23 protein-coding genes and 1 tRNA gene are annotated in these 24,655 nt (G+C 38.6%); 23 read left to right on the forward strand and 1 reads right to left on the reverse strand.

Annotation, left to right across the window (positions count from 1 at the left end):
• Positions 1–27 precede the first annotated feature (27 nt).
• From E7L28_RS03020 to dcuC, 20 genes are all read left to right on the forward strand, one after another.
• A complete protein-coding gene (locus E7L28_RS03020; protein ID WP_051147510.1) occupies positions 28–282 on the forward strand; it encodes a hypothetical protein in 255 nt (84 codons plus the stop codon).
• A 215-nt stretch (positions 283–497) separates the two neighbouring features.
• A complete protein-coding gene (locus E7L28_RS03025) occupies positions 498–1,049 on the forward strand; it encodes a hypothetical protein (protein ID WP_021147607.1) in 552 nt (183 codons plus the stop codon).
• Between the two features lie 377 nt (positions 1,050–1,426).
• Positions 1,427–2,218, forward strand: a complete 792-nt coding sequence (locus tag E7L28_RS03030; RefSeq protein WP_316597927.1) for a hypothetical protein — start codon at positions 1,427–1,429, stop codon at positions 2,216–2,218.
• Positions 2,219–2,862: 644 nt separating this feature from the next.
• Positions 2,863–3,360, forward strand: coding sequence for a preQ(1) synthase (queF, locus tag E7L28_RS03035; RefSeq protein WP_004697960.1), 498 nt, complete (start codon positions 2,863–2,865; stop codon positions 3,358–3,360).
• Between the two features lies 1 nt (position 3,361).
• Entirely contained in the window at positions 3,362–4,222 is an 861-nt protein-coding gene (locus E7L28_RS03040) for a hypothetical protein (RefSeq protein WP_316604256.1), read from the forward strand.
• Positions 4,223–4,436: 214 nt separating this feature from the next.
• Complete coding sequence (gene cysK / locus E7L28_RS03045; RefSeq protein WP_004694163.1) at positions 4,437–5,351, forward strand: cysteine synthase A; 915 nt, start codon at positions 4,437–4,439, stop codon at positions 5,349–5,351.
• A gap of 162 nt (positions 5,352–5,513) precedes the next feature.
• Complete coding sequence (gene epsC, locus E7L28_RS03050) at positions 5,514–6,125, forward strand: serine O-acetyltransferase EpsC (RefSeq protein WP_105086845.1); 612 nt, start codon at positions 5,514–5,516, stop codon at positions 6,123–6,125.
• Positions 6,126–6,497: 372 nt separating this feature from the next.
• Positions 6,498–6,932, forward strand: a complete 435-nt coding sequence (locus E7L28_RS03055; RefSeq protein ID WP_316604255.1) for a Dps family protein — start codon at positions 6,498–6,500, stop codon at positions 6,930–6,932.
• A gap of 50 nt (positions 6,933–6,982) precedes the next feature.
• Positions 6,983–7,073 (forward strand) — tRNA-Ser (locus E7L28_RS03060).
• 210 nt (positions 7,074–7,283) lie between these two features.
• A complete protein-coding gene (locus tag E7L28_RS03065) occupies positions 7,284–8,033 on the forward strand; it encodes a hypothetical protein (RefSeq protein WP_316604254.1) in 750 nt (249 codons plus the stop codon).
• Positions 8,034–8,052: 19 nt separating this feature from the next.
• On the forward strand, positions 8,053–9,312 hold the full coding sequence (locus E7L28_RS03070; RefSeq protein ID WP_316604253.1) for an Nramp family divalent metal transporter: 1,260 nt from the start codon (positions 8,053–8,055) through the stop codon (positions 9,310–9,312).
• A 308-nt stretch (positions 9,313–9,620) separates the two neighbouring features.
• Positions 9,621–10,223, forward strand: coding sequence for a hypothetical protein (locus E7L28_RS03075; RefSeq protein WP_316604252.1), 603 nt, complete (start codon positions 9,621–9,623; stop codon positions 10,221–10,223).
• Complete coding sequence (locus tag E7L28_RS03080) at positions 10,201–10,947, forward strand: YaaA family protein (RefSeq protein ID WP_288565398.1); 747 nt, start codon at positions 10,201–10,203, stop codon at positions 10,945–10,947. The genes E7L28_RS03075 and E7L28_RS03080 overlap by 23 nt, the downstream gene beginning before the upstream one ends.
• Positions 10,934–12,070, forward strand: coding sequence for a [FeFe] hydrogenase H-cluster radical SAM maturase HydE (hydE, locus tag E7L28_RS03085; protein WP_302498215.1), 1,137 nt, complete (start codon positions 10,934–10,936; stop codon positions 12,068–12,070). The genes E7L28_RS03080 and hydE overlap by 14 nt, the downstream gene beginning before the upstream one ends.
• A 402-nt stretch (positions 12,071–12,472) precedes the next feature.
• A complete protein-coding gene (gene fusA / locus E7L28_RS03090; RefSeq protein ID WP_316692304.1) occupies positions 12,473–14,539 on the forward strand; it encodes an elongation factor G in 2,067 nt (688 codons plus the stop codon).
• A 282-nt stretch (positions 14,540–14,821) separates the two neighbouring features.
• Complete coding sequence (locus E7L28_RS03095; protein ID WP_278606717.1) at positions 14,822–15,298, forward strand: NanQ anomerase/TabA/YiaL family protein; 477 nt, start codon at positions 14,822–14,824, stop codon at positions 15,296–15,298.
• A gap of 1 nt (position 15,299) precedes the next feature.
• Positions 15,300–16,244, forward strand: coding sequence for a DMT family transporter (locus E7L28_RS03100; protein ID WP_316604209.1), 945 nt, complete (start codon positions 15,300–15,302; stop codon positions 16,242–16,244).
• Positions 16,245–16,413: 169 nt separating this feature from the next.
• Entirely contained in the window at positions 16,414–17,709 is a 1,296-nt protein-coding gene (locus tag E7L28_RS03105) for an amidohydrolase (RefSeq protein WP_316604208.1), read from the forward strand.
• Between the two features lie 62 nt (positions 17,710–17,771).
• Complete coding sequence (locus E7L28_RS03110; protein ID WP_316604207.1) at positions 17,772–19,016, forward strand: M20 family metallo-hydrolase; 1,245 nt, start codon at positions 17,772–17,774, stop codon at positions 19,014–19,016.
• 231 nt (positions 19,017–19,247) lie between these two features.
• Complete coding sequence (gene dcuC / locus E7L28_RS03115) at positions 19,248–20,501, forward strand: C4-dicarboxylate transporter DcuC (protein WP_174892152.1); 1,254 nt, start codon at positions 19,248–19,250, stop codon at positions 20,499–20,501.
• 123 nt (positions 20,502–20,624) lie between these two features.
• Here dcuC and E7L28_RS03120 read toward each other — a convergent pair whose 3' ends face one another.
• Positions 20,625–21,803 (reverse strand): MFS transporter, encoded by a 1,179-nt coding sequence (locus E7L28_RS03120; protein ID WP_316604206.1) that lies wholly within the window; start codon positions 21,801–21,803, stop codon positions 20,625–20,627.
• A gap of 350 nt (positions 21,804–22,153) precedes the next feature.
• Between E7L28_RS03120 and E7L28_RS03125 the strand changes: the two genes are divergently transcribed.
• From E7L28_RS03125 to E7L28_RS03135, 3 genes are all read left to right on the forward strand, one after another.
• Positions 22,154–22,537, forward strand: coding sequence for a hypothetical protein (locus E7L28_RS03125; protein WP_316604205.1), 384 nt, complete (start codon positions 22,154–22,156; stop codon positions 22,535–22,537).
• A gap of 62 nt (positions 22,538–22,599) precedes the next feature.
• On the forward strand, positions 22,600–23,529 hold the full coding sequence (locus E7L28_RS03130) for a DUF805 domain-containing protein (RefSeq protein WP_316604204.1): 930 nt from the start codon (positions 22,600–22,602) through the stop codon (positions 23,527–23,529).
• 125 nt (positions 23,530–23,654) lie between these two features.
• On the forward strand, positions 23,655–24,467 hold the full coding sequence (locus E7L28_RS03135; RefSeq protein WP_316604203.1) for a hypothetical protein: 813 nt from the start codon (positions 23,655–23,657) through the stop codon (positions 24,465–24,467).
• Positions 24,468–24,655: the final 188 nt, after the last annotated feature.

Below are 24,655 nucleotides of genomic sequence, written 5' to 3' on the forward strand. Positions count from 1 at the left end.
CATAAAGGACCTATTAGTGAGGACCGAATGGCTAATATGCTAGGTCTTGTTGCGTGGTTTGGAGTAGGGCTACTTCATGAATTTCTATCCGGATTTATGGTGATTTTTCTGTCAATAGTTTGCATGGGAATTTCTTTGGTTGGGATGTATTTCATGCTTAAGAATGACGAGTTTGAAAGTGATAAAGTAGAGAAATATCAGTCTAATTTTAAAGTAGGTGTATATGCTTGGTTATTTCTAGTCGCTTTATACATATATTTATATGTTCTAACCTATTATTAGATACTTTGATAATGCATATAGTAGGATTTTATTGATTAATATTTAATTCTAATATAAGGTATATAGACCTAAAATGGATGCTATAGTCTAATCTTCAGTAGTATATACTAATGGTTTAGAACTATAGCGTCCTTTTTATTTAATCGTTCACTACACATGTACGAACAAGATTAGATTTAAATAGACCGAATAATAACTACTACTATGCGGGTCGTATGACTAGTGATGCAATTACTACCGTTGAGGGAGCTGGATTAGTTGTTACTGGTTTGGGGGAAACTGGCTTGACAATTGCTGGTGCTGCACCATCTTCTGGTGCTTCACTTTCATTAACTTCCGCTGAAGTAGGTCAAATTGCGGCTGGAGGTGGAGTAATAGCTAATTCTGGTAAGAATTTTGGGAATGATATTACTTTATTCGCAAAAGCACAGAAGCAACAAACTGGTGGGATTATTCAAAAAGATCACATGGACATTTCTTCAATCAAAGGAAAGGTTCCTGATTGGCAATATGAACAAATGGACTTAGGGGTACCATTGAAGAAGCATAAGGTATTAGATAGAGCTAAAATAGAAAAATCAAATCATTTTGGAGAGCCTAATTCCTATGTAGATTTGATTGCAAATGGTGAAGTTAAGCAGAGACGTTATTTTGATAATGATGGTAATATAATAGTAGATATTGAGTTTTCTCATGGTGGAAAACATCTACTCCCACATAAACATGTATGGATTAATAATGAAAGGAGTAAACATAACTATGAATAGATTAAATGAAATGAGAAGTTATTTAGCTATGAATGATGAAATTGAATTTTCGTATAAAGGGTTAGAATGTTTTATAACTCCTAATAATGTTGTTTGGGAATTTTGGATTAATGACGAATGCGTCATTAAAGAGTAGGATTTAGATGTTTTTTTACAATTCCCTGTTTAGAGGGGCATACAATAAGCGATATTTTTGCTAACGAGTTATATGATGAAAAATCTTTGTTCATTTTTTAATCTTTTAGGGGAATTGTTATATGTGTAATTAGTATTTGTATATCTTTATAATTAATAAAGCGGGACTGTGATAGAATCTAATAAACTTGTATTTTATCTGTTGTCCCTATTTTACGTTCATTTAAGCAAATGACTTGAAAATGCGAAACGTAAAAATTGGTCTGTTGGGGCTAATATCAGTGTTACTGGCGGAGGCTAAAAGTCAGAAGGAACGTAATGATATCCAAGGATATTGGTTATCAGTTGATAGGGAACAGGAAGCAGAATTAATAAATAAAATTGAAAATGAATATTATCAAAATGCCTCTTATAGAAATAATCCGAATTTATATTCTTTAATAAGAAAACATATTCATCAATATAAAGAAAAAATAGGTGCTGTTAATCCTACATATGGATTTATATATAAGTATTATAATTCTGATGGAAGAGAAGTAAATCATATTATAATTAGAGGAACAAAAGAGTATAAAGCTAATTTATTTGATAAACCGAAGTTCTTGTCTTTTAATCATAGTGAAATACTAAAAAATTCTAATAATTCAGAATTTGTTCGGACTAAAGATGATTTAGGAAAGTCTGTAGCTCAAAATGTATTATCAGAGGTAGGAAATCAACCATGGGTTGGATATGTTCATTATACTGAAAAGGCATCAAAATTTGCACGTACTGTTTCTCGAACTGGAGGACCTGTTTTAATTGGTTATTTAGCTAAGGACTTATATATGGACTATCAAGTATACAGTGGGCGTGAACTAGTAGAAGCCTGGGGAGCTGATTTAATTCCTGTAGCTACTGGATTAGGTGGCGGACTTGTAGGAAGTGGTGCTGGTCCTGTAGGAGCTTTTGCTGTTGGTGTTGCTGGTGCAACATTTGGCGATCGTATTAAAGATGAAATTAAATTTAATTTGAAAAGGGATGTAGATAAGTAATGTATCAAGATCTGATTATAATACTTGGTATTATATTCCTCATATACAAACTTATTACGCATAAAGGTAAGCTTAGTTTAGCTCGAATTATCTATACTTTTAGCTTAGTCCTCGGGTTTGGAATATTTTTCATACGTAATTTAATATCTCCATTTACTATGTTGTTTTGGTGGATATTTTGTATGGGGATTTCTTTAGTTGGAATGTACTTTATGCTTAAAAATAATGAGTTTGAAAGTGATAAAGTAGAAAAATATCAGTTTAATTTTAAAGCTGGCGTATATGTTTGGTTATTTCTAGTAGCTTTATACATATATTTATATATTTTGACCTATTATTAGATATTCTGACCGTACATATAGCAGGATCTATTGATTAACGTATAATGCTAATATAAGGTATATGAATCTAAAAAAGGACGCTATAGTCTAATCTTCAGTGAGCGGTATTACTGAATGGGTTGGAACCATAGTGTCCTTTTAGTTTTTATGGATTTGATGTTTGAGAGCATGTTATTAGATGCATTAGTTGCTACTAACAGTTTAACTAGACCTGAGGGAGGACTTTTTTAGCACTACGTATGATATAATTTATTTATATTGAATGATTTCGCAGAATTTATATTTTATAGAAAGAGGTTCCTTATGGCATCCGGCAGATCTGAAAAAGAGTTACAAGGGGTAACGATGTTAGGTCACAAGACCGATTATCCTACTGATTATGCGCCACAGGTGTTGGAGGCATTTGATAATAAACACCCTGATAATGATTACTTCGTTAAGTTTAACTGTCCTGAGTTTACAAGCTTGTGTCCTATGACAGGGCAACCAGACTTTGCCACAATCTATATTTCTTATGTGCCAGATAAGAAAATGGTAGAGTCCAAGTCTTTGAAGTTATATCTGTTTAGTTTCCGCAATCACGGGGACTTTCACGAGGACTGCATCAACATCATCATGAAAGATCTTGTGAAGTTGATGGATCCTAAATATATCGAGGTTTGGGGTAAGTTCACGCCGCGCGGTGGTTTGTCCATCGATCCATACGCAAATTACGGCAAGCCTGGTACAGAGTGGGAAAAGACGGCAAAAGAGCGCCTTCATTTCCATGACATGCAGCCTGAGCGCGTAGCATATCGTTAATATGGCATACGAATATTTAACAATGGTCGCATCCTTTATTACTTGTTTTATGATGGGTGTGACCTTGTCTTTACAACCTGCATCAATAATCGTAGGGACTCACACTCATTTAAGAGAACAAAGTAAATGGACTCGCTGGAATGGATATATCATGTTTGTGTTGCTCCTATTTGTGTTAGATATGCTCGTAACGAATGGTATATATATTGCGTTTCACGATGTATATGGTAATCTTTTTAACATTGGTTATCTTGATTTCGATCCTATGGACATGTTCTTTAGTGAAAGTTTTCAAATAGGCGTTATTCTAGTCTTTTCGCTTGTGTTATTTCAAGTGTTAGGGCTCGTTGATTTAGCTCATGGAGAACGGGATTTATCCTTTTATTATGACCAAGTAGATGTAGGTAAACATAAGCCTTCTTGGATGGAGCAGTATATGGAGAGTCAAAGAGGCTTTCTTGGAGCGAGTTTGGTGGGCTTGCTCTATATGCTGAGAATGACGATAAAAACAATGTGGCCTTATATCGTGTGCCTAGTGTGGTTTAAAATCCTAGCCATACTTGCAAATGTACTAGTATCACCAAGTATTAACCGAATTATGCATGTTGATAATGAAATGACTACCCTAATCATTTTCGACCCATACATTGTCACCTATGCAGTTGCTGGTTTCTTATGGGGCTATGTAGCATTACATCATGATGTAACTAAAGTATCGCACTTAGCTAGTAGTATGGCTATATCTCTTATCCCTCGTCTTACAGTCTTGGTAGGAGCGGTTTTCTTTATAGGATTGGCCCTCATCATTATAATGGTACCCATCACATGGGATGGGGTACTTGACGCACTTACAAAAAAATAGATAAAGCTAGTTATTTCCTGTATTTTTAGGGTTTTAAAAGTCGTTCTCATTCTCTTGACAATGAAATGATTCAAATGTTAGAGTATGGTTGTATTAATTGGAATACATAAACGGTTATACCCCGTATATGGTGAATAACAAGGTGCAATATAAAATCGTCCTTGGGATGTTCCTAAGGACGATTTTTATCATCTATCGCTAGAGGGAGAATTAGATGAGTATAGTAACAAACCAAACAACTGAACTTATTGGTAAAACACCGATATATCAATTGCCAAATACCAATATTTATGTAAAACTTGAAAAATATAATGTAGGCGGTTCTGTAAAAGACCGTGCCGTTCTCGGTATGTTACAGGCTGCAAGAGAGCAAGGTCGCATCCATGAGGATAGCATCATCGTAGAAGCCACAAGTGGTAATACGGGGATCGCTCTTGCTATGGTAGGCGCTATTTTACATATTAAAACAGTGATTATCATGCCTGAAAGTATGAGTAAAGAACGCCGTGAGCTTATTAAGGCGTATGGGGCGCAGCTCATCTTAACACCAAAAGAAACAGGTATGAAGGGGGCTCTTGAGCGGGCCAATGAAATTTTAGAGAAGTATCCAAATGCTTTCACCTTGGGGCAATTCGTAAATCCTGCAAACCCAGATATGCATTACCGCACGACGGGTACTGAAATTGTAGAACAAGTGCCGAATGTTGATGTATTTGTAGCGGGTATCGGCACGGGTGGTACTTTCACAGGCGTTACAAGACGATTGAAAGAACATAATCCTAATCTAAAAGCCATTGCTGTAGAGCCAACGGGATCTCCTGCTATTACCGAAGGTAAGGGCGGCCCTCATAAAATTCAAGGGATTGGGGCTGGGTTTATTCCTGAAAACTTTGACCAAACATTGATGGATGGTGTGCAAACTGTAAGTGACGAAGAAGCTTTTAGCGAGGTGCAAACCTTTATGCGTGAAAGTGGTATTTCTATTGGCCTTTCCGCGGGGGCGGCCATTGTAGCGGCAAAACGGATGGCTCGTGAGTTACCTAAGGCGAACATCGTTGTTATTGCACCTGATGGAGTAGAGAAATATTTATCCCTCTTGGACTTCGGCAACAACGAATACGTTAAATAATAGATTTTAAATAGATACAATACGGAATTTTGGATTGGTATAAGAATAGGTTCTATATAGATATAAAGCCTTATATATAGGAATATAGACCAAATATGTTGTATACTAGATATATCTATATTTCTGTAGAATGTAAGTAGAGTTATTTGAGATGGAGTCACTATGATGCAAGGTTTGCGCGAATTATGGGGCAAAATTCAATATAATATTAAGCGTGTAATGGATTCTGACCCAGCTGCCACAAGTGTATGGATGGTTATATGGACATATCCGCATATTACGGCTTTGTTCTGGCATTTCTTTGCCCACCGTTTATATAAGGCGGGGTGGCCCATCTTGGCTCGTCGTGTGGCTCTCCATTCTCGTCATGTAACGGGCATTGAAATCCATCCAGGTGCGACGATTGGTCGCGGTCTCTTTATCGATCACGGTATGGGGGTTGTTATTGGTGAAACGGCTATTGTAGGTGATAATGTAACCTTGTTCCATCAAGTAACACTAGGTGGGATGTCTTCTAAAAAGGTAAAGCGTCATCCGACCATTGAAGATGATGTACTCATCGGTACGGGTACAAAAATCTTAGGGGATATTACGATTGGTGCGCGCACGAAGATTGGCTGTAATCTCGTTATCAAACATGATATTCCTAAGGATATGGTAATCTTTGAAACAGATCCAGAAAATATGTATGTCCGTAAACCTAGTCGCAATGCAGCTGCTGCACAAGCAGAGGAGAAGAAGATTCCTGATAATTACATAGAATACTATATTTAATATAGAAACGTATTTAATATATAATCATATTTAATATAGAATCATACAAACCTCTAACTATTGGATTAACTAGTAGTTAGGGGTTTTTTATGATTCGTAGAAATATGATTCCGTGAATTATTGGATTTAGATTTGGTATGGATTGTATGGGGGATAAGTTTGATTTAGTATGGTTATAATATTTTCATTAAACTTTTATACAAAAATATCTATTCATATATTGACATGGAAAATCATTATTGGTAGAATATAAACATAATCAATATTGATTATAAATTAAATAAACGAATTGATGGCATATAAGCCAACTGAGTTTGTTCTGCTTTTAGAATGAACTGTAATTGAGAATTAAATGGTAAAAGGAGTATTATTATGAAAAACATACAACAAGTAAATCAATATTTAGCAGATCTTTCCGTGTGGAATGTAAAATTACATAATTTACACTTCAATGTAACTGGTCCGCAATTCAAATCCATCCATGAATACTTGGAATCCATCTATGATGAAGCATTTGAATATTTTGATGCAGTAGCAGAACATGTAAAAATGCAAGGTCAATTTCCATTGGTAAATTCTGCAGAATACGCAAAATTAACTAAAATCGAAGAATTGGGTCAAGAAGACATCCCTCAAGCAAAGGTAATTGATATCCTTCTTAAAGATTTTAAATACATGAATGATCAAGCTGTAGCAATTCGTGCAGCAGCTGATGAAGAAGGTGATTTCTTGCTCGTGAGCATGATGGAAGATCACGTTGCATACTATGTAAAACAAATCTGGTTCATCAAATCCATGTTGAAATAAGACAATTGACAATGCCTTATTGGGTATGATATGATTACTCAGTAAAGCATGGAGGATTACTCAAGAGGCTGAAGAGGACGGTTTGCTAAATCGTTAGGGCGGGTTACCGTCGCTAGGGTTCGAATCCCTAATCCTCCGCCATGTAAAGACCTCACATCACTCGATGTGGGGTCTTTTTGTATAATATAGTGATTTATTATATTATTTATATAGGCCTAATTTGTGAGGATTCGAGTGAGTCCAAGGCCTTATTAGTATTGAATGACACAGGTGTGTAAGGTTATAGAGTTGACGTATGTCTAGGGGTTTCATATAATAGATTGTATAAAATGTAATTTTAAGGAGACTCTTATGAATACAAAACATACACGTCAAATGAATCGCATCCGTCGAGCCTTAGGCATTGGCGCATTATGCCTCGTTGCGTCTGTTGGCTTTAGTCATGCTGAAAGTATTGCCATTCCAAGTGCACGTCCTATGGTGGATGGCGTAAGTGCTGATGTAGAGACTGTTAGTAGTTCTAGTAAAGGACAACAGCATGTGAACTCAGATGTTATTACGCCTAATGATTGGACGTATACAGCGTTACAAAGGCTCATAAAACATGGTGCTATTACAGATACCCACGGATTTACTTTTGATGGTGCTAGCTACACAAAGGATGAGCTTATGCCACTTATCGATGAGGTAGTCACAAAACGTGAGCAAATGAACGACAATGATCGGGAATATGCATTGCGTATTTACCAAGAAAATATGCGTGATGTAATGGATTACCGTATTGCTCGCGATAAAAAAGCTACTGACGAGCGCCGTCAAAAACTAGATGAAAAGCGTGCTGAAAAGGCTAAAAAATCTGGTAAGACGTATCAAGTATCCAAGGATCAACAAGAGGCTCTTGATAAGGCTGGTGATGAAGTAGCAAAACCGGAAGAACGCGCTTTAACAGATGAACAAATCAAAGAAAAAATGAAGAAATTCAAAATTGATGATTCTCGCGTTAAGGTAAATAATGAAGTGCGTATTCGTTATGCGGACTCCAAGGATAAAAAGTCCAAAACAGATGCTCGTATGCAGACGGAGATGACGTTCACTCTATAACTCTTAGTAAGGGGTTATAATGATTGATTTTTTAAAGAAACAATTGTTTACTGTCCATCAAAACGGTAAGCAACAGGTCAGTGAGGTCTTTAAATATATAGGACCTGGTATAATCGTAACCGTTGGATTTATCGATCCGGGAAACTGGGCCGCCAATTTGGCAGCTGGCGCCAGTTACGGTTATGAATTGCTGTGGGTAGTCACACTATCTACGATTATGCTCATTTTATTACAGCATAATGTGGCACATTTAGGCATTGTACGCGGGCAATGCTTGTCGGAATGTGCCTATGAGTTTTTACCGCGTTATGCATCTCGCTTTGTGCTTAGCACGGCAGGAATTGCGGCGGCAGCGACAGCCTTGGCTGAGTTTATTGGCGCCGCTATCGCCTTGAAGATGCTCTTTGGTATTCCTATCTTGATAGGCAGCATTCTGACGGCTCTTATCTGTACGGTCATGCTCATTACGAACTCCTATCGTAAATTAGAGCGAATCATTGCTGGCTTTGTGTCCCTCATCGCGTTGGCGTACCTCGTTGAGGTAAATATGGTCAATGTGGATTGGGCAGCGGCTAGTATCGGTTGGGTGGATCCTAATATTCCTAATACATCGATGCTTGTTATTTTGAGTATATTAGGGGCCGTAATTATGCCTCACAACTTGTTTTTGCACTCTGAAATCATCCAAAGTCGCCAGTTTAATACACAAGACCCAGCGATTATGAAACGGCAGTTGCGCTATGAATTCCTCGATACTTTGTTATCTATGGGGATTGGGTGGATGATTAACTCCGCCATGATTATATTGGCGGCGGCTGTCTTCTTTGTTCATGGAATTGAAGTAACAGAGCTTGAACAGGCTGAGGAGTTGTTGCGACCACTCATTGGACCCGCAGCGGGTATTATTTTTGCGATAGCATTGTTATTTGCAGGTTTTGCCTCATCTGCTACGGCAGGTATGGCGGGGGCAAGTATCTTTGCAGGAATGTTTGGCGAGTCTTACGATATGAAAGACTTCCATACGCGATTAGGCTTGGCACTAACATATGTTCCAGCATTATTGTTGATCGTGTTTATTACAGATTCCTTCCAAGCATTATTGTTCTCTCAAATGTTCTTGAGCTTGCAATTACCAATCACCATCTTCTTGCAACTTTACATGACAAGTAGCCGCAAGGTCATGGGAGAATACGCGAACCGTAAATTTACAAATATTCTCTTATGGGGCATAGGTATCATCGTTACAATCATGAATATCTACTTATTGATTGTAGGCTAATAGAACATTCTTTGTTAGTTACCAAAAGGTTTATTATAAAATCATAATTAGAATACAGCATTAGAGTACAATATTAGAGTATAATATTAGAATACAAAATTAAAATGCAAAGGACCGCTATGGCGGTCCTTTTGCCATGTTGCTAACGTATCTATTATGTGAAAAGCGTATCTTTGAATACCCAAGAGGGGTATAAAATATGGTACAATTAAGAATAGTATAATTAAGAATAATATTTTTAAGAATAATATAATATCTGTTGAGAGTATTACTCAGCAGTGTGATATATGGAAAATTAGGAGGCCCTAATGGCAAAGGAAATCAACGTACAAGAGACAATACAATCTGATTTTAGTGTTGTGGTTAACGACATTGCTGAAGAGTTATTGACGCGCCTCAATATGGATGAGGATGGTTCTGTTATTGATATGTTCCAAACAGGCTCTTTTGATCCTTGGCAGTTATTCGTATTTTTTGGCGCTTTAGAAAAAGTCCTTATTGAGTTCAGAACGGATAAACGCAAGAAAACGGTTATCGTTCATGCACAACCTGAGGCTCTTATTGGCATAGGCCGCGTAGTGACACCTGTATCTACTATGCTTGAGCATGTATTGATGTCTCGTTTGAACGACATGAGCGAAGGCCGCTTGGAAACAGGCATGCTTACAGTATCTGCTGAAAGTATCGATTATGAAGGTGTAAACCTTAAAGGGCGTCACGTGGTTATCGTATGCGACCTTGTAGATGAAGATTCTAATTATCTCAAAGAATGCATTAAATTATGTAAAGAATTGAAAGCAAGCCACGTAGTGGCGGTGCCTCTCATGTTGTGGAACCCTGAATTGATCGATAATTTGACAGAGGAATCTATTAAGGCGGAATTATCTCATGAAAATCGTCCTCTCTCCTAGTAAGACAAAAACAATTACTAATGCTGCTAGCAACGATGGGGCAGTCAATCATGCAGTTCGAGACGGACAATTTCAGCCGCACATCACACAAGAAATCATAAAACATGTGCAAGCTCTCGATGTAACGGCTCTTGGTAAAGCTTTAAAGCTGAAGGATGACAAGGCACAAGCGCTTTTTGATTTTTATCAAGCTTTTGAGTCCCATCCAGTAGGTATCGCTTGTGAAAGCTACGATGGTATTGCTTTTAAATATTTAGACTGGCCGAACTTATCTAAGGAGGCTAAGGCATTTAGTGAAAGCCACCTCGTTGTGATGTCCGCGTTGTATGGTGTCGTTGAACCTAATATGGGTGTGCGCGACTATCGACTCGATATGGTCGATAAGGTGGGGGTTAATCTATACGATACCTGGCGTGAAGCGGTAGACGCATACTTTCACAAGGAAGATTGGATTTTAAACCTAGCGTCTAAAGAATATGCAAAAATGGTGAACCATCCAAAGGTGGTAACCATTGAATTTTGGGAATTACGGGGCGATACATTTAAGCAGATGAGTACGTCCTCCAAAATGAGTCGCGGTGTGATGGCTCACGAATGTTTAACCCGACAAGTGAAACATGTGCGGGACTTGCCGCACGAAATCAATGGATTTACCTGTGTCACTGACATTGAATCCATTACCGTACCAAGCGAATCGATGACGATTCGTTATGAAAGGAAGTGATTGTTTGCAAGTGCAAGACATTCTTGCAAAAGATCTCGTCGGCGATGAATGGCTGACCGAGGAAGAATTGCGATTTCTCATGTCTGTAACTGATGAAGAACAGTTGCAGTTAATATATAAAAAGGCCTACGAAGTAAAGGCAAAATACGTAAAGCCTGTAGCATATTATCGTGGCCTCATTGAGTTCTCGAACCGATGCATTAAAAATTGTAATTATTGCGGCATCCGTCGTGAAAACGATAAGGCGGAACGCTTTGATATGAACCGCGAAGACATCATCAAGATGGCGCAGTGGGCATACGACCATGAATATGGTTCCATTACACTCCAATCTGGTGAACGCTGTGATGATGCCTTTGTAGACTATGTTGTGGATTTAATTCGCGACATTAAAGCCATCGGTGATGGTTCTCTTGGCATAACGATGTGTGTAGGGGAACAAAGCGAAGAGGCGTACCGCCGCATGCGTGAAGCCGGTGCTAGCCGTTATTTACTGCGCATTGAAACAACTAATACAGATTTATACCATAAAATTCATCCTCGTGATGAATTGCACTCCTTTGAGACGCGCGTAGAATGCTTACGTCGTTTGCGACGCGTCGGCTTCCAAGTTGGCACAGGCGTTATGATTGGCCTACCTGGTCAAACCGAGGAAGATCTTGTAAACGATATCTTGTTCTATCGCGACATGGATATCGATATGATCGGCATGGGGCCTTATGTAGTGCATCATGATACGCCTCTAGGCCAAGAAGCATTGGCGATGGGCATTGATGACGAAGCAGGTAAATTGCGTCGCGTTCAACTGGGACTCAAGATGATTGCCTTGACTCGTTTATTCTTGAAAGACGTAAATATTGCAGCTACGACGGCGTTACAAGCACTAGACAAACTAGGCCGTGAAAAAGGCTTGGCTGCAGGGGCGAATATCCTTATGCCTATTATCACCATTCCTGAACACCGTGCAAAATATTTGCTATACGATAATAAACCATGTGTGGACGACAATGCAGAACAATGTAAAGACTGCTTGACGCGACGCGTTATGTCCATCGGGGATACGGTAGGTTGGAAACAAAATGGGGACTCAAAACACTATGGCAAACGGACGGGAGAATTTTAGTATTCTATGTTCTAACTAAATTATTTAGCTGACTATATCTTTGTCGTTAGTATTACCTATATATAGATGGGGCCCCGTTACATAGCGACAACTTAATTAAAAAAGACGGTTTATACTTGCTTGCTCCTCGTTCCTGATGTCGCGGCACAAGTACAGACCGTCTTTTTTATAACTTTGTGAGAGAACTAGTCCCATCTATATATAGGATATACCGAGAAAGTCTTATTAATAATTTAATTAAGTTTAGGATCTACATCGGAATACTAAAATTTTCTTTATAATTTAGTATTATTATATAATCCTCCTTTTCTAAGAAATTTTTCTCAGAAAAAGAGGATTTTTTTATTGTAGTGTCGAAATGTATTAGCAAAGCCGTAATTTGCCAGTAAGGAGGCGATTCCAATGAAAGAGTACAGTAGTGATAAAATTAGAAACGTTGCTGTTGTTTCCCACGATGGTGCGGGTAAAACAGCTCTTGTTGAATCTTTGTTGTTAACCTCTGGTGCGGTTGATTTCGTAGGTAAAGGTCAAGATAATAAACATATTATGGACTTTGAACCGGAAGAAATTAAACGTAATGTAACTATTCAATTGGGCATGGCACCATGTGAGTGGCATGACCATAAAGTTAACTTCATAGACACTCCAGGTTACAACGAATTCCATGGCGAAGTTCGTGCCGCTTTGCGTGCGTGCGATGGCATGTTGATGGTGCTCTCCTCCACATCTGGTGTAGAAACTGACACAGTTCGCGCATGGGATTATGCAGTGGAATTACAAATGCCTCGCATGGCATTTATCAATAAAATGGATGTCGATGGTGCCGACTTCTTCGGTACTATTGAAAGAATGCGGGAGTTATTTGGCAAAGGCATCATGCCGTTGCAGATTCCTATCGGTGAAGGCGCCGATTTTGAAGGCGTTGTAGACGTAGCAAAAATGACTGCGTTTACTTATAAGGACGGCCAACCAACAGAGGTCGCTGTACCAGCTCACCTTATCGAAAAGGCTCAAGAAATTCGGGAAATGACCGTAGAAGCCGCGGCTGAAGGTAGCGATGAGTTGTTGGAAAAATATTTAGAAGGCGAAGAATTATCCTTAGAGGAAATCCGCCAAGGCTTGCGTGAAGGGATGATTAGTGGCCGTGTGTGCCCAATCATGTGTGGCAGTGCCACATCTCGTATTGGCTTAGATCAAGTATTGGATCGTATGATCCGCTACATGCCGGATGCAACTAAAAAAGTGATGACCGCAACTGATGCGGAAACCGGCGAACAACGTGCAATACACGTAGATAAACCATTAACTGCTTTCGTATTCAAAACGTTGTTAGACCCATTCGCAGGCAAACAAAGCTTTGTACGTATCTTCTCTGGTGAACTGAAAGAAGGCGATCGCCTTTATGATGTAAACCAAGGTGTAGAAGAAAAATGGGGCAAGATGGTTACCCTTATTGGGAAGCAACAAATCCCTGTATCTGCTGCAAAAGCTGGCGATATCGTAGTGATACCGAAATTGGCCAATGCTAAGACCGGCGATACATTAACGGCTCCTGACTTTAAGGTGACATACGATGCTATCCGTTTCCCTCAACCTCTATACACTGTGGCTATGGAGCCAGTGAAAAAAGGTGAGGAGGAAAAATTAGCTAGTGCTGTTCTTAAAGTGGCAGAAGAAGATCCTACTTGCGTAGTAGTGAAAAATGCTGAAGCTCGCCAATTACAAATTGATTGTATGGGCGAAGTACATCTCGAGCATATTCTCAACAAAATGGACCGTAAATACGGCGTACAAGCTAAACTTGTGACTCCATATATTCCGTACCGCGAAACTATCAAAGGCTCTGCTGAAACCGAGTCTAAATATAAGAAACAAAGTGGCGGTCATGGTCAATATGGTCACGTTAAGATTCAAGTGGATCCATTATATGATGGTAGCGAATTTGCATTTGTAGACAAAATTTTTGGTGGTGCTGTACCTAAACAATACATACCAGCAGTGGAAAAGGGTGCCAAAGAAACCCTAGATAAAGGCCTAATTGCAGGATATCCTATGATTGGCGTGCAAGTGACACTCTTGGATGGATCTTACCACAGCGTAGACTCCTCAGAGTTGGCATTTAAAGTAGCTACGTCACAGGCTATCAAGGATGTGATCCCTAAGGCGAAACCAGTCCTATTAGAACCAATCTATGAAGTTAACGTGTTTGCACCAGATGCTTTCATGGGCGACATCATGGGTGATTTGAATAGTCGTCGAGGTCGTGTATTGGGCATGGAACAAAGTGAAAGAACAGGTATTTCTGTTGTTAAAGCACAAGTACCATTGGCTGAAATGGCCGATTATGTGACTGCATTGCGCTCTATCACACAAGGACAAGGCGTATTTAACCGTCAGTTCTATACATATGAAGAGGTTCCACATAAGCAAGCGGAAGAAATTATCGCTGCTCATAAAACTCAAGAATAAAGTAATGGCCACATGCTGTATTTAATACAGTTTGAATCTTTACAACTGAATAGACAATTGCATACTGTAACAACTTAATAATGTAACAATTTAATAGCGTAATAATTGACGAAAGTCATAAATTTGAATAGTATTTTACTGAGGCCCTCCATATATGTAGCGTATGGAGGGCTTTTACATAAGAGAATAGCTAGTTCTTTATGTATATATGTGCTAACATAAAAGGTAATATAATTGGTTTATTGTGGTGCCATATCCATAGATATTGTGAAAGGATTGTGTATGTTTTTTTCTAGTATTACCGCAGATTATACAAAAATGGGCTATCCTAAAGCCATCGTGCGCGCTTTGGATTTCTTGAAAAACACAGATTTGAAAGCGTTGCCTGGAGGACGTCATGCCATCGAGGGCGACATGATGTATGCGAACGTAGATGATGTAGAAACAAAACTATTTGAAGCTACAAAACCAGAATCGCATCGTAATTATGTAGATATCCAATTTATGGTGAGCGGCGAGGAAAATATGGGCTTTTTCGTAGATAAAGGGTTCGTTAAACCTGTGGAGTCCTATCCGGATCGAGATTGCTATTTCTATCCTAATGAAGCCGTTGATGAAGGGCAAATCCATTGCCCAGAAGGGTACTACACCGTATTCTTTCCCTCTGATGTTCATCGGCCCTTGCTTGCTGTAAATGATAAACCTATTAAAATCCGTAAGGTGGTTGTGAAAGTTCACGTATCTTTGCTTGGTGACTAGCATGAAACAATATGAAGTTATTGGTGTTATTATAACTCTATTAGGGGCTGTTCTATGGGGTGTATCAGGTGCATCTGTACAGTTCTTAAGCAATTTTAGAGATATGAATTTGGAATGGCTAGTAACTATGCGATTGATTACAGCAGGTTTACTAACTGTTATTTATGCATGGTTTAGATTTGGAAATTCCATCTTTAATGTATTTCATAGTGTAAAGGATACGCTAGGACTCATTGTTTTTGGCGTATTTGGAATGGCATTATGTCAGTATACATACTTCAGATCCATTGCTTTAGCTGGAGCTGGCATTGCAACGGTTTTACAATATCTGGCGCCGTCTATGATTATTATTTACCTGCTGGTTCGCTATGGTAAACGACCATCCAAGGGGGAGACGGTTTCTGTTATACTTGCTTTAGTAGGGACCATTTGTTTGATGGGGAATGGTGATGGCCTTTCTATTGAAAGCTTTCCTTTAATGGTTCTCGTATGGGGGCTTTTATCTGCTGTCGGTGTAGCCATATATAGCATTTCTCCTGTTGATTTACTCTACAAATATGGCACATTGCCTATTGTAGGGTTTGGGATGCTTATTAGTGGTATTGTAGCCGCTATATTATTCCATCAACCGAATTCATATGCAGTGTGGGACGCATGGACTGTTATTGGTTGTTTCAATGTCATATTCCTAGGGACGATAGTATCTTTCAATGCCTATTTAGAAGGGGTTAAACGAATTGGGGCCGTACCAGGATCTATTTTGTCATCTATTGAACCTATTTCGGCGGCTTTCTTTGGGTGGGCTTTTTTAGGAAATGAATTTAGTCTATTAGGGCTAATTGGTATGGCTATGATTATTGCTACCGTTGTTATCATTGCTTGGGATAGACAACGAACTGTTAAACGAGAAGTACTGGCAAAACTGAATAAAACAATATTAGAATAAATTGATAAGCACACATATATCACAGAAATCATTTCGCGGTATATGTGTTTTTTGTTATAACATACAGTATATTTTAGATACTGTATACATGCTCCATTTAGTTGACTATTTACATATCAATTCATATAGTAAATGTATACGTGATTATTAGTTTGTTAAGGAGGTATTTATGTCTGTAAAAGATTTTGTGCAACAACGGCGCGATGCGTTAATCGCTATGCGTCGCGACTTTCATATGTACCCTGAGCCTGCTTGGCTTGAGTATCGCTCTGCTGCGAAGGTAGCGGATAGGCTTATTTCTTTGGGTTATGATGTGGCGTTGGGGGCAGATGTACTCGATTTAGACTCTCGCATGGGCTTACCTAGTGATGAGGTCATGAAAGCCGCTATGGATCGCGCCATCGAAGAAGGTGCTAATCCTGAACTTGTAGAAAAGATGGGCTACGGTAAAACGGCCATCGTCGCAACTATGAAGTTCGGTGGCGAGGGTCCCGTAGTAGCGTTTCGTGTAGACATGGATTCCAATGATGTCATCGAAGCTAAAGATGATAACCATGTACCCGCAAAGGGCGGGTTCCGTTCTTGTCATGATAAGGCGATGCACGCCTGTGGTCATGATGCACATATGACGATGGGGCTAGGCCTAGCTGAATATTTGGCTACGCATAAGGATGAATTCAAAGGTACTATTAAACTCATTTTCCAACCAGCAGAGGAAGGCGTGCGCGGTGCTAAAGCGATGGCGGAAGCGGGCGTTGTGGATGATGTAGATTTGATGTTCGGCATGCATATTGGGTTTAACGAAAAACTATCCAATTGCTTTGCATGTAGTGATCATGGCTTCTTAGCGACAACAAAACTTGATGCGGTATTCCACGGTTACTCTGCTCATGCTGGTGGCTCCCCTGAAAAGGCACAAAATGCAATGCTCGCCGGCTGTACAGCGGTTCTTAACTTACAAGCCATCGCTCGTCATAGTCAAGGCGCTTCTCGCATGAATGTAGGTGTTTTTGAAAGCGGTACAGGCCGCAATGTGACGCCTGATGTGGCGGTGCTTAAACTAGAAACTCGTGGTGCTACGACAGAAATCAATGATTACATGATTGAACGGTCGAAGACTATTATTAAAGGTGCTGCAGAAATGCATGATTGTACCTTTGAAATTACAAAACAAGGAGAAACTCCTGCAGGTCGCATCAGCGACGATTTAGCTCGTGAAGTACAAGCTATCGTGGAACCACTTGGGATCTTTAAAGAGGTTCCCTTCGATTACAGCGGTGGCGGTAGTGAAGACTGTGCGTACTTCTTGAATCGTGTCATCAATCGCGGTGGTAGAGCGACCTATATGGTTGTGGGATCTGCCATTAAAGCACCGCATCACAATCCGCTCTTTGATATCGATGAAGAAGATATGCTAAATGGTATCGTTGCATTAGGTACCATTGCAGCTCACTATTTAAAATAAGATTTATGGACTAGCACCATATGGTTTGTCAGTAATTGATGTAATAGATTGTGAGGTGTTACATGATTCAACGAGAGCGATTGGTTAAAGATTTTGAGGCTATGGCCCAATTGACGGCACCTGGTGAGGGCATTAATCGCCTTGCTTTCACAGATGCAGACTGGGCAGGACGTCAATATATTATAGATCGCATGACTGATGCAGGTTTATCCGTTGGAATAGACGATTTTGGTAATGTCATTGGCTATAAGATTGGTAAGAAACCAGATTTGCCAGTTGTTATGGTGGGGTCTCATACGGATAGCGTGCCCAATGGAGGCAATTACGATGGTGTGGTTGGCGTATTGTCTGCCATTGAAGTAATTCGTAGCATGACCGATGATGGCTATGAACATGATCATACCATCGCTGTGGTGTCCTTTATGTGCGAAGAGTCCGGTCGCTTTGGGAATGCTACACTAGGCAGTAAGGCTATGCGTGGTGAATTGACATTACAAGATTTACACCGATTGGTGGATAAACAAGGGATTTCCTTGTATGAAGCCTTGAAAGACCGCAACTTAAATCCCGATGGGATTGAAACAATGGCATATAAACGGCCTGTAAAATCTTTCACAGAAATTCATATTGAGCAAGGCAAGGTGCTGGAGCACGAACAGAAAACGATTGGTATTGTGACTGGTATTGCCGCGCCAGAGCGATTCTATGTAACCATTCGTGGTAATGCTGATCATAGTGGCGCTACACCGATGAACCTGCGTCATGATGCTCTATGTGGAGCTTCAAAAATCATCCTCGGTATCGAGGAGATTGCATCTATGCAAGAGGAACCACCCGTGGTGGGAACTGTCGGTATTGTGGAGGTTACACCAGGGGCGATGAATGTCATTCCTGGTGCTGTAAAGCTAGGGGTAGACATTCGCAGCATATCTAAGGTAGCTCGCAATTCTGTAGTTACTCTCGTTAAGGAATTTATCGATATTACTGCAGAAAAACGTGGATTATCGTATACAATTGAAACAATTGCACAGGACCATCCAGTGGAGATGCACCCGGCGATGATTCGAGAAATCGAAGAGGCTATTAAGTCTGTCGGTGTGGAGTACATGACAATGCCGAGCGGTGCCGGTCATGATGCGATGCATTGGGCGGAGGCAGTTCCTACGGGAATGATCTTTATTCCATGTCGCGATGGCATCAGTCATAATCCTGCAGAATTTGCTGAAATGGATGATATCGTAACGGGTGCAGAGGTGCTTGATAAAGTGCTTAGAAAACTTAGCTTGGAAGAAACAAAGATTGTTTAATATACTTCTTTATGTATTTATGTAGTTATGTAGATAAGTAGTTATATAGTTATATAGTTATATAGTTATACTGTATATAATTAAGTGATTACTTTTACTATTGTTAGGCCTATTAGGTGTAAGGCATAGATAGGACTATTGTATTTAGTGTTGTTAGTTGTGTATTGGGTGTAAAGTGTTTATAGAGGGAATAAAGCTATCTTGCAGCCTATGTACACGGATAGGAGAGTTATGGTTATTACAGGTATTGTTATTGTAGTAGCGACGTTTATAGCTATTATTAAACAGTTTGAAACGCGGCTCGTTTTATTATTATCGGGCTTACTGATGTGCTTTATTGGTGGGCAGCTTGGTGCTGGTACGACGGCCTTTGTGAAAGAACTTACAAATCCAGGCCTTGTGCCTACAATCTGTACGGTGTTAGGTTTTAGCTATGTTATGGAATATACAAAATGTACAGAGCATATGGTGTATTTCATTTCTGCAGGGCTTAAAAAGATGACTAAAATCATCATCCCAGGTGCGGTTATTATTACATTCTTAATCAACATTGCACTGCCTACAGCGGCAGGCTGTGCGGCGGCCGTAGGTGCACTCTTGATTCCTGCCCTCATTCGTTCTGGAGTACATCCAGCGATGGCTGGTTCTGCTATCTTCTTAGGCACATGGGGGAGCTCCTTGAGCCCAGGCCTTATGTTTAACCCTCAAGTGGCACAACTGGCGGGGGTAGACGTAATGACAGTTATTGCCAGCTTCTCCATGCAAGCCGTTATTGGTATCGTAGTGGCTGCTATTTTGCTCAATATTGTGGCCATTGTTAAGAAGGAACATACAGGGTATGTAATGAAAAACGATACTGTAGAGGAAGGCAAAGAATTCAAAGTAAATTATTTCTATGCAATCATTCCTATTATTCCTCTTGTATTACTTGTATTAGGTAGTAAACAAGTGGCGGTGATCCCAGAAATCTCTGTTCCTGTATCCATGCTCATCGGTACTGCTATTGGCATCATTGCCGTGCGTCCTAATGTGGCAGAAGCTGTTAAGAAGTTCTTCCGCGGTACTGGAGATGGTATGTGTGATGTAGTGGGCCTTATGGCTGCAGCAGCATGCTTTACAGCAGGGATGCAACTCATTGGACTTACAAGTGCGCTCATCGATGGTATGAAGAACTCTCAACAAATCGCCCAAATCGGGGCAGCCTTTGGTCCGTTCTTATTGGCGGTTATTTCTGGTTCTGGTAATGCAGCAGCTCTTGCTTTTAATGGTGCTGTCACACCTCATGCAGCAGACTTTGGTTATGGTATTATGCAACTTGGATCCATGGCTCAAATCGGTGCTGGTATCGGTCGTAGTATGAGTCCTGTTGCAGGGGCAGGTATCATCATTGCAGGACTGGCAGGTATTAACCCTATGGAAATGGCTAAACGTAATGCCGTGCCTTGCATTATCGCGACTGTAGTCATCATGCTATTATTACTCTAGTTCAATAAAACTATATTGTAAAAGAAAACCCTTCTAATACTGATTAGATTAAATCATATGCGTGAGCATATAACTTTTACCAATCAGATACATAGAAGGGTTTTCTTTTGTCATGTATACGTATTATTTTAGTTTTAAACCAATCCAAAGGGCAGAGATTATAAATAGACCACCACTTACCCAGAATAAGGTAGTAAAACCTAGCCAAGCCATTAGGCTTGCACCACCGACAGCACCTAAGAAATAGCCAAGAAATAAACTTGATTGGTTGTAGGAGAATACTTGTCCCGTAAACTCACGAGGCGTTTTTGAAGAGAGATAGGTGTTTAATGCCGGTAACATACCACCAAGGCCGAAGCCCTGTAAAAATCGAATGAGTGCTAGTTGGTAAACATCAGTTACATAGGCTTGAGGAATGTTAAATAAGCCTACATAGATAAGAGATACGACTAATACCTTGCGAGGACCAATTTTATCAACTAATTTACCGAGAGGTGAACTACTTATCAATTGAGCAATACCCATAGCTGAGAAGACAGCGCCAGCAATAAATGCTAGATTTTCAGTGTTGCTCGGAACAATACCTTTGATATATACGGAGATAACAGGTTGTAAGGACATGATGCATATAGCATAAATAAATGATGCTATACACAATGCTACAATACTATTAAATTCAGGAATTTGTTCTTTTAGCTTTCTAAAAGACAGTTTTTCAATATTAGGCTTTGGTACATAATTTTCATGGATAAATATAGTGGCTAATAATCCAGCTAAACCCATGAGTATACCAACCAAGATGAAGTCATTGCGAATACCTATAGTATCTGCAATATATCCACCTAATAAAGGGCCGATTAGAGAGCCCGCCAGATTGGCCGAAGCTAATAGGCCAAGTGCCCAACCAGTTCGTTCGATGGGGGACTCTGAGGCTATTAATGTAATGGTTGCAGAATAAAAACCACTCACTAAACCTTGTATGAGACGAATAATTACAACCCCTTCAGGTGTTGTTTGAAAGGCGAGCAATAAATTACATAAAGCCATACCAAAGCTAGATCGTATTAATGTGATTTTACGACCTTTCTTATCAGCTACACGCCCCCAAAAGGGTGCCACTAAACATACGACTAAATAGGTTGCACCAGTTGCTAAACCTGACCAGAGAGACATAGCCGATGGTCTTTGAACACCTAAATCATGAAAATACAGAGGGAGAATAGGTGCTAATTGGCTCACCCCAAAGGATGTACAGAATACACATATTAAACTTATATATACCGTACGTTTCCACGTTTCCAAAGTATCTCTCCTTCACTAGTCCTAGTACAATTTATAGTACCAGAAAATTAGTAATTCTATATCTTTTTGACTTCATTCCCAATATTAAGTCAAGAAGTTTGTCATTTGCAATGGTATCTTGAATCCAGTGTTTGATGATTAAAATAAAAACTTATGCTCTCTTTTCCACAAAATAATCAGTAGGAGCTGATAACATATGTAATTTCAGTATACTATTAGTATTTAGCGTAAACAATATAAATATTCTGAATTTGTCGATTGCTTGAGGGATAATATATTCAATTTTAGCTATTTGTATTAGAATAAATTAATATAAGAGTTAATAAAATATAAATAGTGAAGGGAAGATAATGGTAGAACTTAGTTTTGATTTGATAATTGCCGCATTTGCCATGATAATACTTAATTGTAGAGGGTATTATAAGTATGCTATGAGCAAGCAACTCTCTGAGCGTGAAGCAGCTAGGAGAGAATTTATGCTATTTCCCAATTTATATAAATGGGTTTGTATATGTAGTTCTTTATTGATTATTGTTGCATTTACTTATTATTGTATTGAAGGTCTAACAACAAATTCTTTTAGATTTATGATAATTGCTGGCATTTCTTTTCTTGTAAGTCGAATAATACAGATTGCTCAAAAGAAAGTATCTAAAGATTACAAGAATAGTCTTATTATGATAGTATTTTTGAGCTTCCTGTTACTATTATTTATCTATATGTTTTTGTATTGATTATGTTTACATAGTAATTTGTAGATATCCTTCGGTATGAGAGAGAAGAGAGCTTTATTTTAATGTGGTTAGATAATGAACTTTCACTATTTAAACAAAATATAGAAATGTTGCGAGTGAATCAAAGGATAGGCAGACTAGCATATTTGTGGGGTGTACTTGGCTTAATGGTTAGTAAATTTTTAGCCTATCTTATGTTTGGGCTATTGGCAGTGCTTATTCAAGATAGTTCACTTCAAGATAGTCAGTATTTGTCTTATATTTATTTTGGATGCCTACAGATTATGCATGTAATTGCAACTATTTTTTTGCTTAAACGTAGACTAAATGATTGTGGGTCATCCTTGTGGTATATGATTTTGGTTCCCATAGCATACCTAAGTTTATGGATGTATTGGGGGATGAGTTTTAGTTGGGGAGCTATATCCGAAACTATTGTAAATGAAAGCTTTTATTGGGATGGTTTCTTTTGGCAGTATTTCATCTTAGCTTGTTTTGCCTTGCCTCTTAGTGTACCAGAATCTAATGAGTATGGCTTAGATGAAGGTCGGGATAGATATAATAACTATATTATTGCCTACGATAGAAGCTCCACCGTTAGTGAAGATAAGGATGTTGGTACATTCGACTATGTGTGCAGTTGTATATGGGATGTTTTATTTGCTAAGCTCTTTGATATTAAAGGAAGATCTCCCGCATCAGCCTTTTGGGTTGGTCTTGTAGGCTCTCGTACTTTTATGGATATCATTATGTATATGGCTATAGCAGTAGTGTCGTTAGTTGTTCAGCTGGGTATCCATCTTCATATACCACGTTGGGGCTTTATGGTTATCCTAATATGGCCAACCTTAGCTATGATTACACTAGGTATACGTAGACTTCACGATTCTCTATTAAGCGGGTTGTGGATTATTGGCCTTTTTATTCCGTATATCAATATTTTTGTCAGTTATCATCTTTTGTTTAAAAAATCTTGGTGTATAGATAATTAAATGAAATGCCTTGGATTTAAAATACCATTTGACATAAAAACAAGAGATTAGAAAATTGATTTGATTTTGTCGTATTGCTTATTGCGATTAAGAGATAAATACATGATGTTGATGGGCGAGGCGTTATGGATATTAATTTAGTAAATGAAATAAAAATCGCACTTAAACAAAATGATTTATATTTTATTAATAGGACACAAGACTATGTTACTGTTAATGATGATTATAGAGGTGTAATAATTTACACTCCTCAATTAGAGTATGTTGAATCTTATATACTAGATAATACAAAGGTCATAATTTTAAATAGTTTTGTAGACTCTGAAAATAATAGAATTGTACTCCATTTAGAAGCAGGATTATGGTACATTGATTTAAATAGACATTATTCACAGTTCATAAAGTATGATTTTGAGAGTGAATGCATTTATATTTTGTATTTTTCTGTATTTAAATCAGGGTCTATTAGCATATTTTCCAGTTCTCTCATGATACAGTGGGACTTTGTTGATAATAATTTAAGTTTCATAGCTATTGATAAACTATCTTCTTGTAATGAACTCACTTTATATAGGAATTGGGAACGTGAATTTAGAGGTGCAAATAGTATTGGCTTTATAGATAATAAATGGATAGTATATGAGGAGGATATTGAGATATATCAGGATAATAGGCTTGTCTATAAATTCCCGATGGAATATAGTAAATGGTATCGATTTGATATAAATGGTGATTATTTTGTTGCCATAAATGAATTTACTATAGTTTTAACCAGTATAAGTAATACAAAAAATAGGATAAAGAAAATTTATGCTAATAATGAAGCTTGTTATGGAGCCGTGTTAATACATGATAAAGATTTTTCTTATTTAGTATTGTTGATTGTTAATGAGAGAACAGGAGATTCATATTTGCGAAGTTATACTATTTCCGAATAGTGATTGATTGTTGAATTAGACACTAGTTGTGAGGCAAAAGAATGTATTGAAAGTATAAGCAAGGAAAATTAAAGATATGTAGTTTGCCAATAAAATCTTATAAATATACGGATGCTTTAAGAAAATTGTGGCATCGGTCGATTGGCTTATTTATGGGAGATTGGTATTAGATAATTAAAACTTCTTGA

The organism is Veillonella parvula, from assembly GCF_032575955.1.
GTDB lineage: Bacteria > Bacillota > Negativicutes > Veillonellales > Veillonellaceae > Veillonella > Veillonella parvula_J.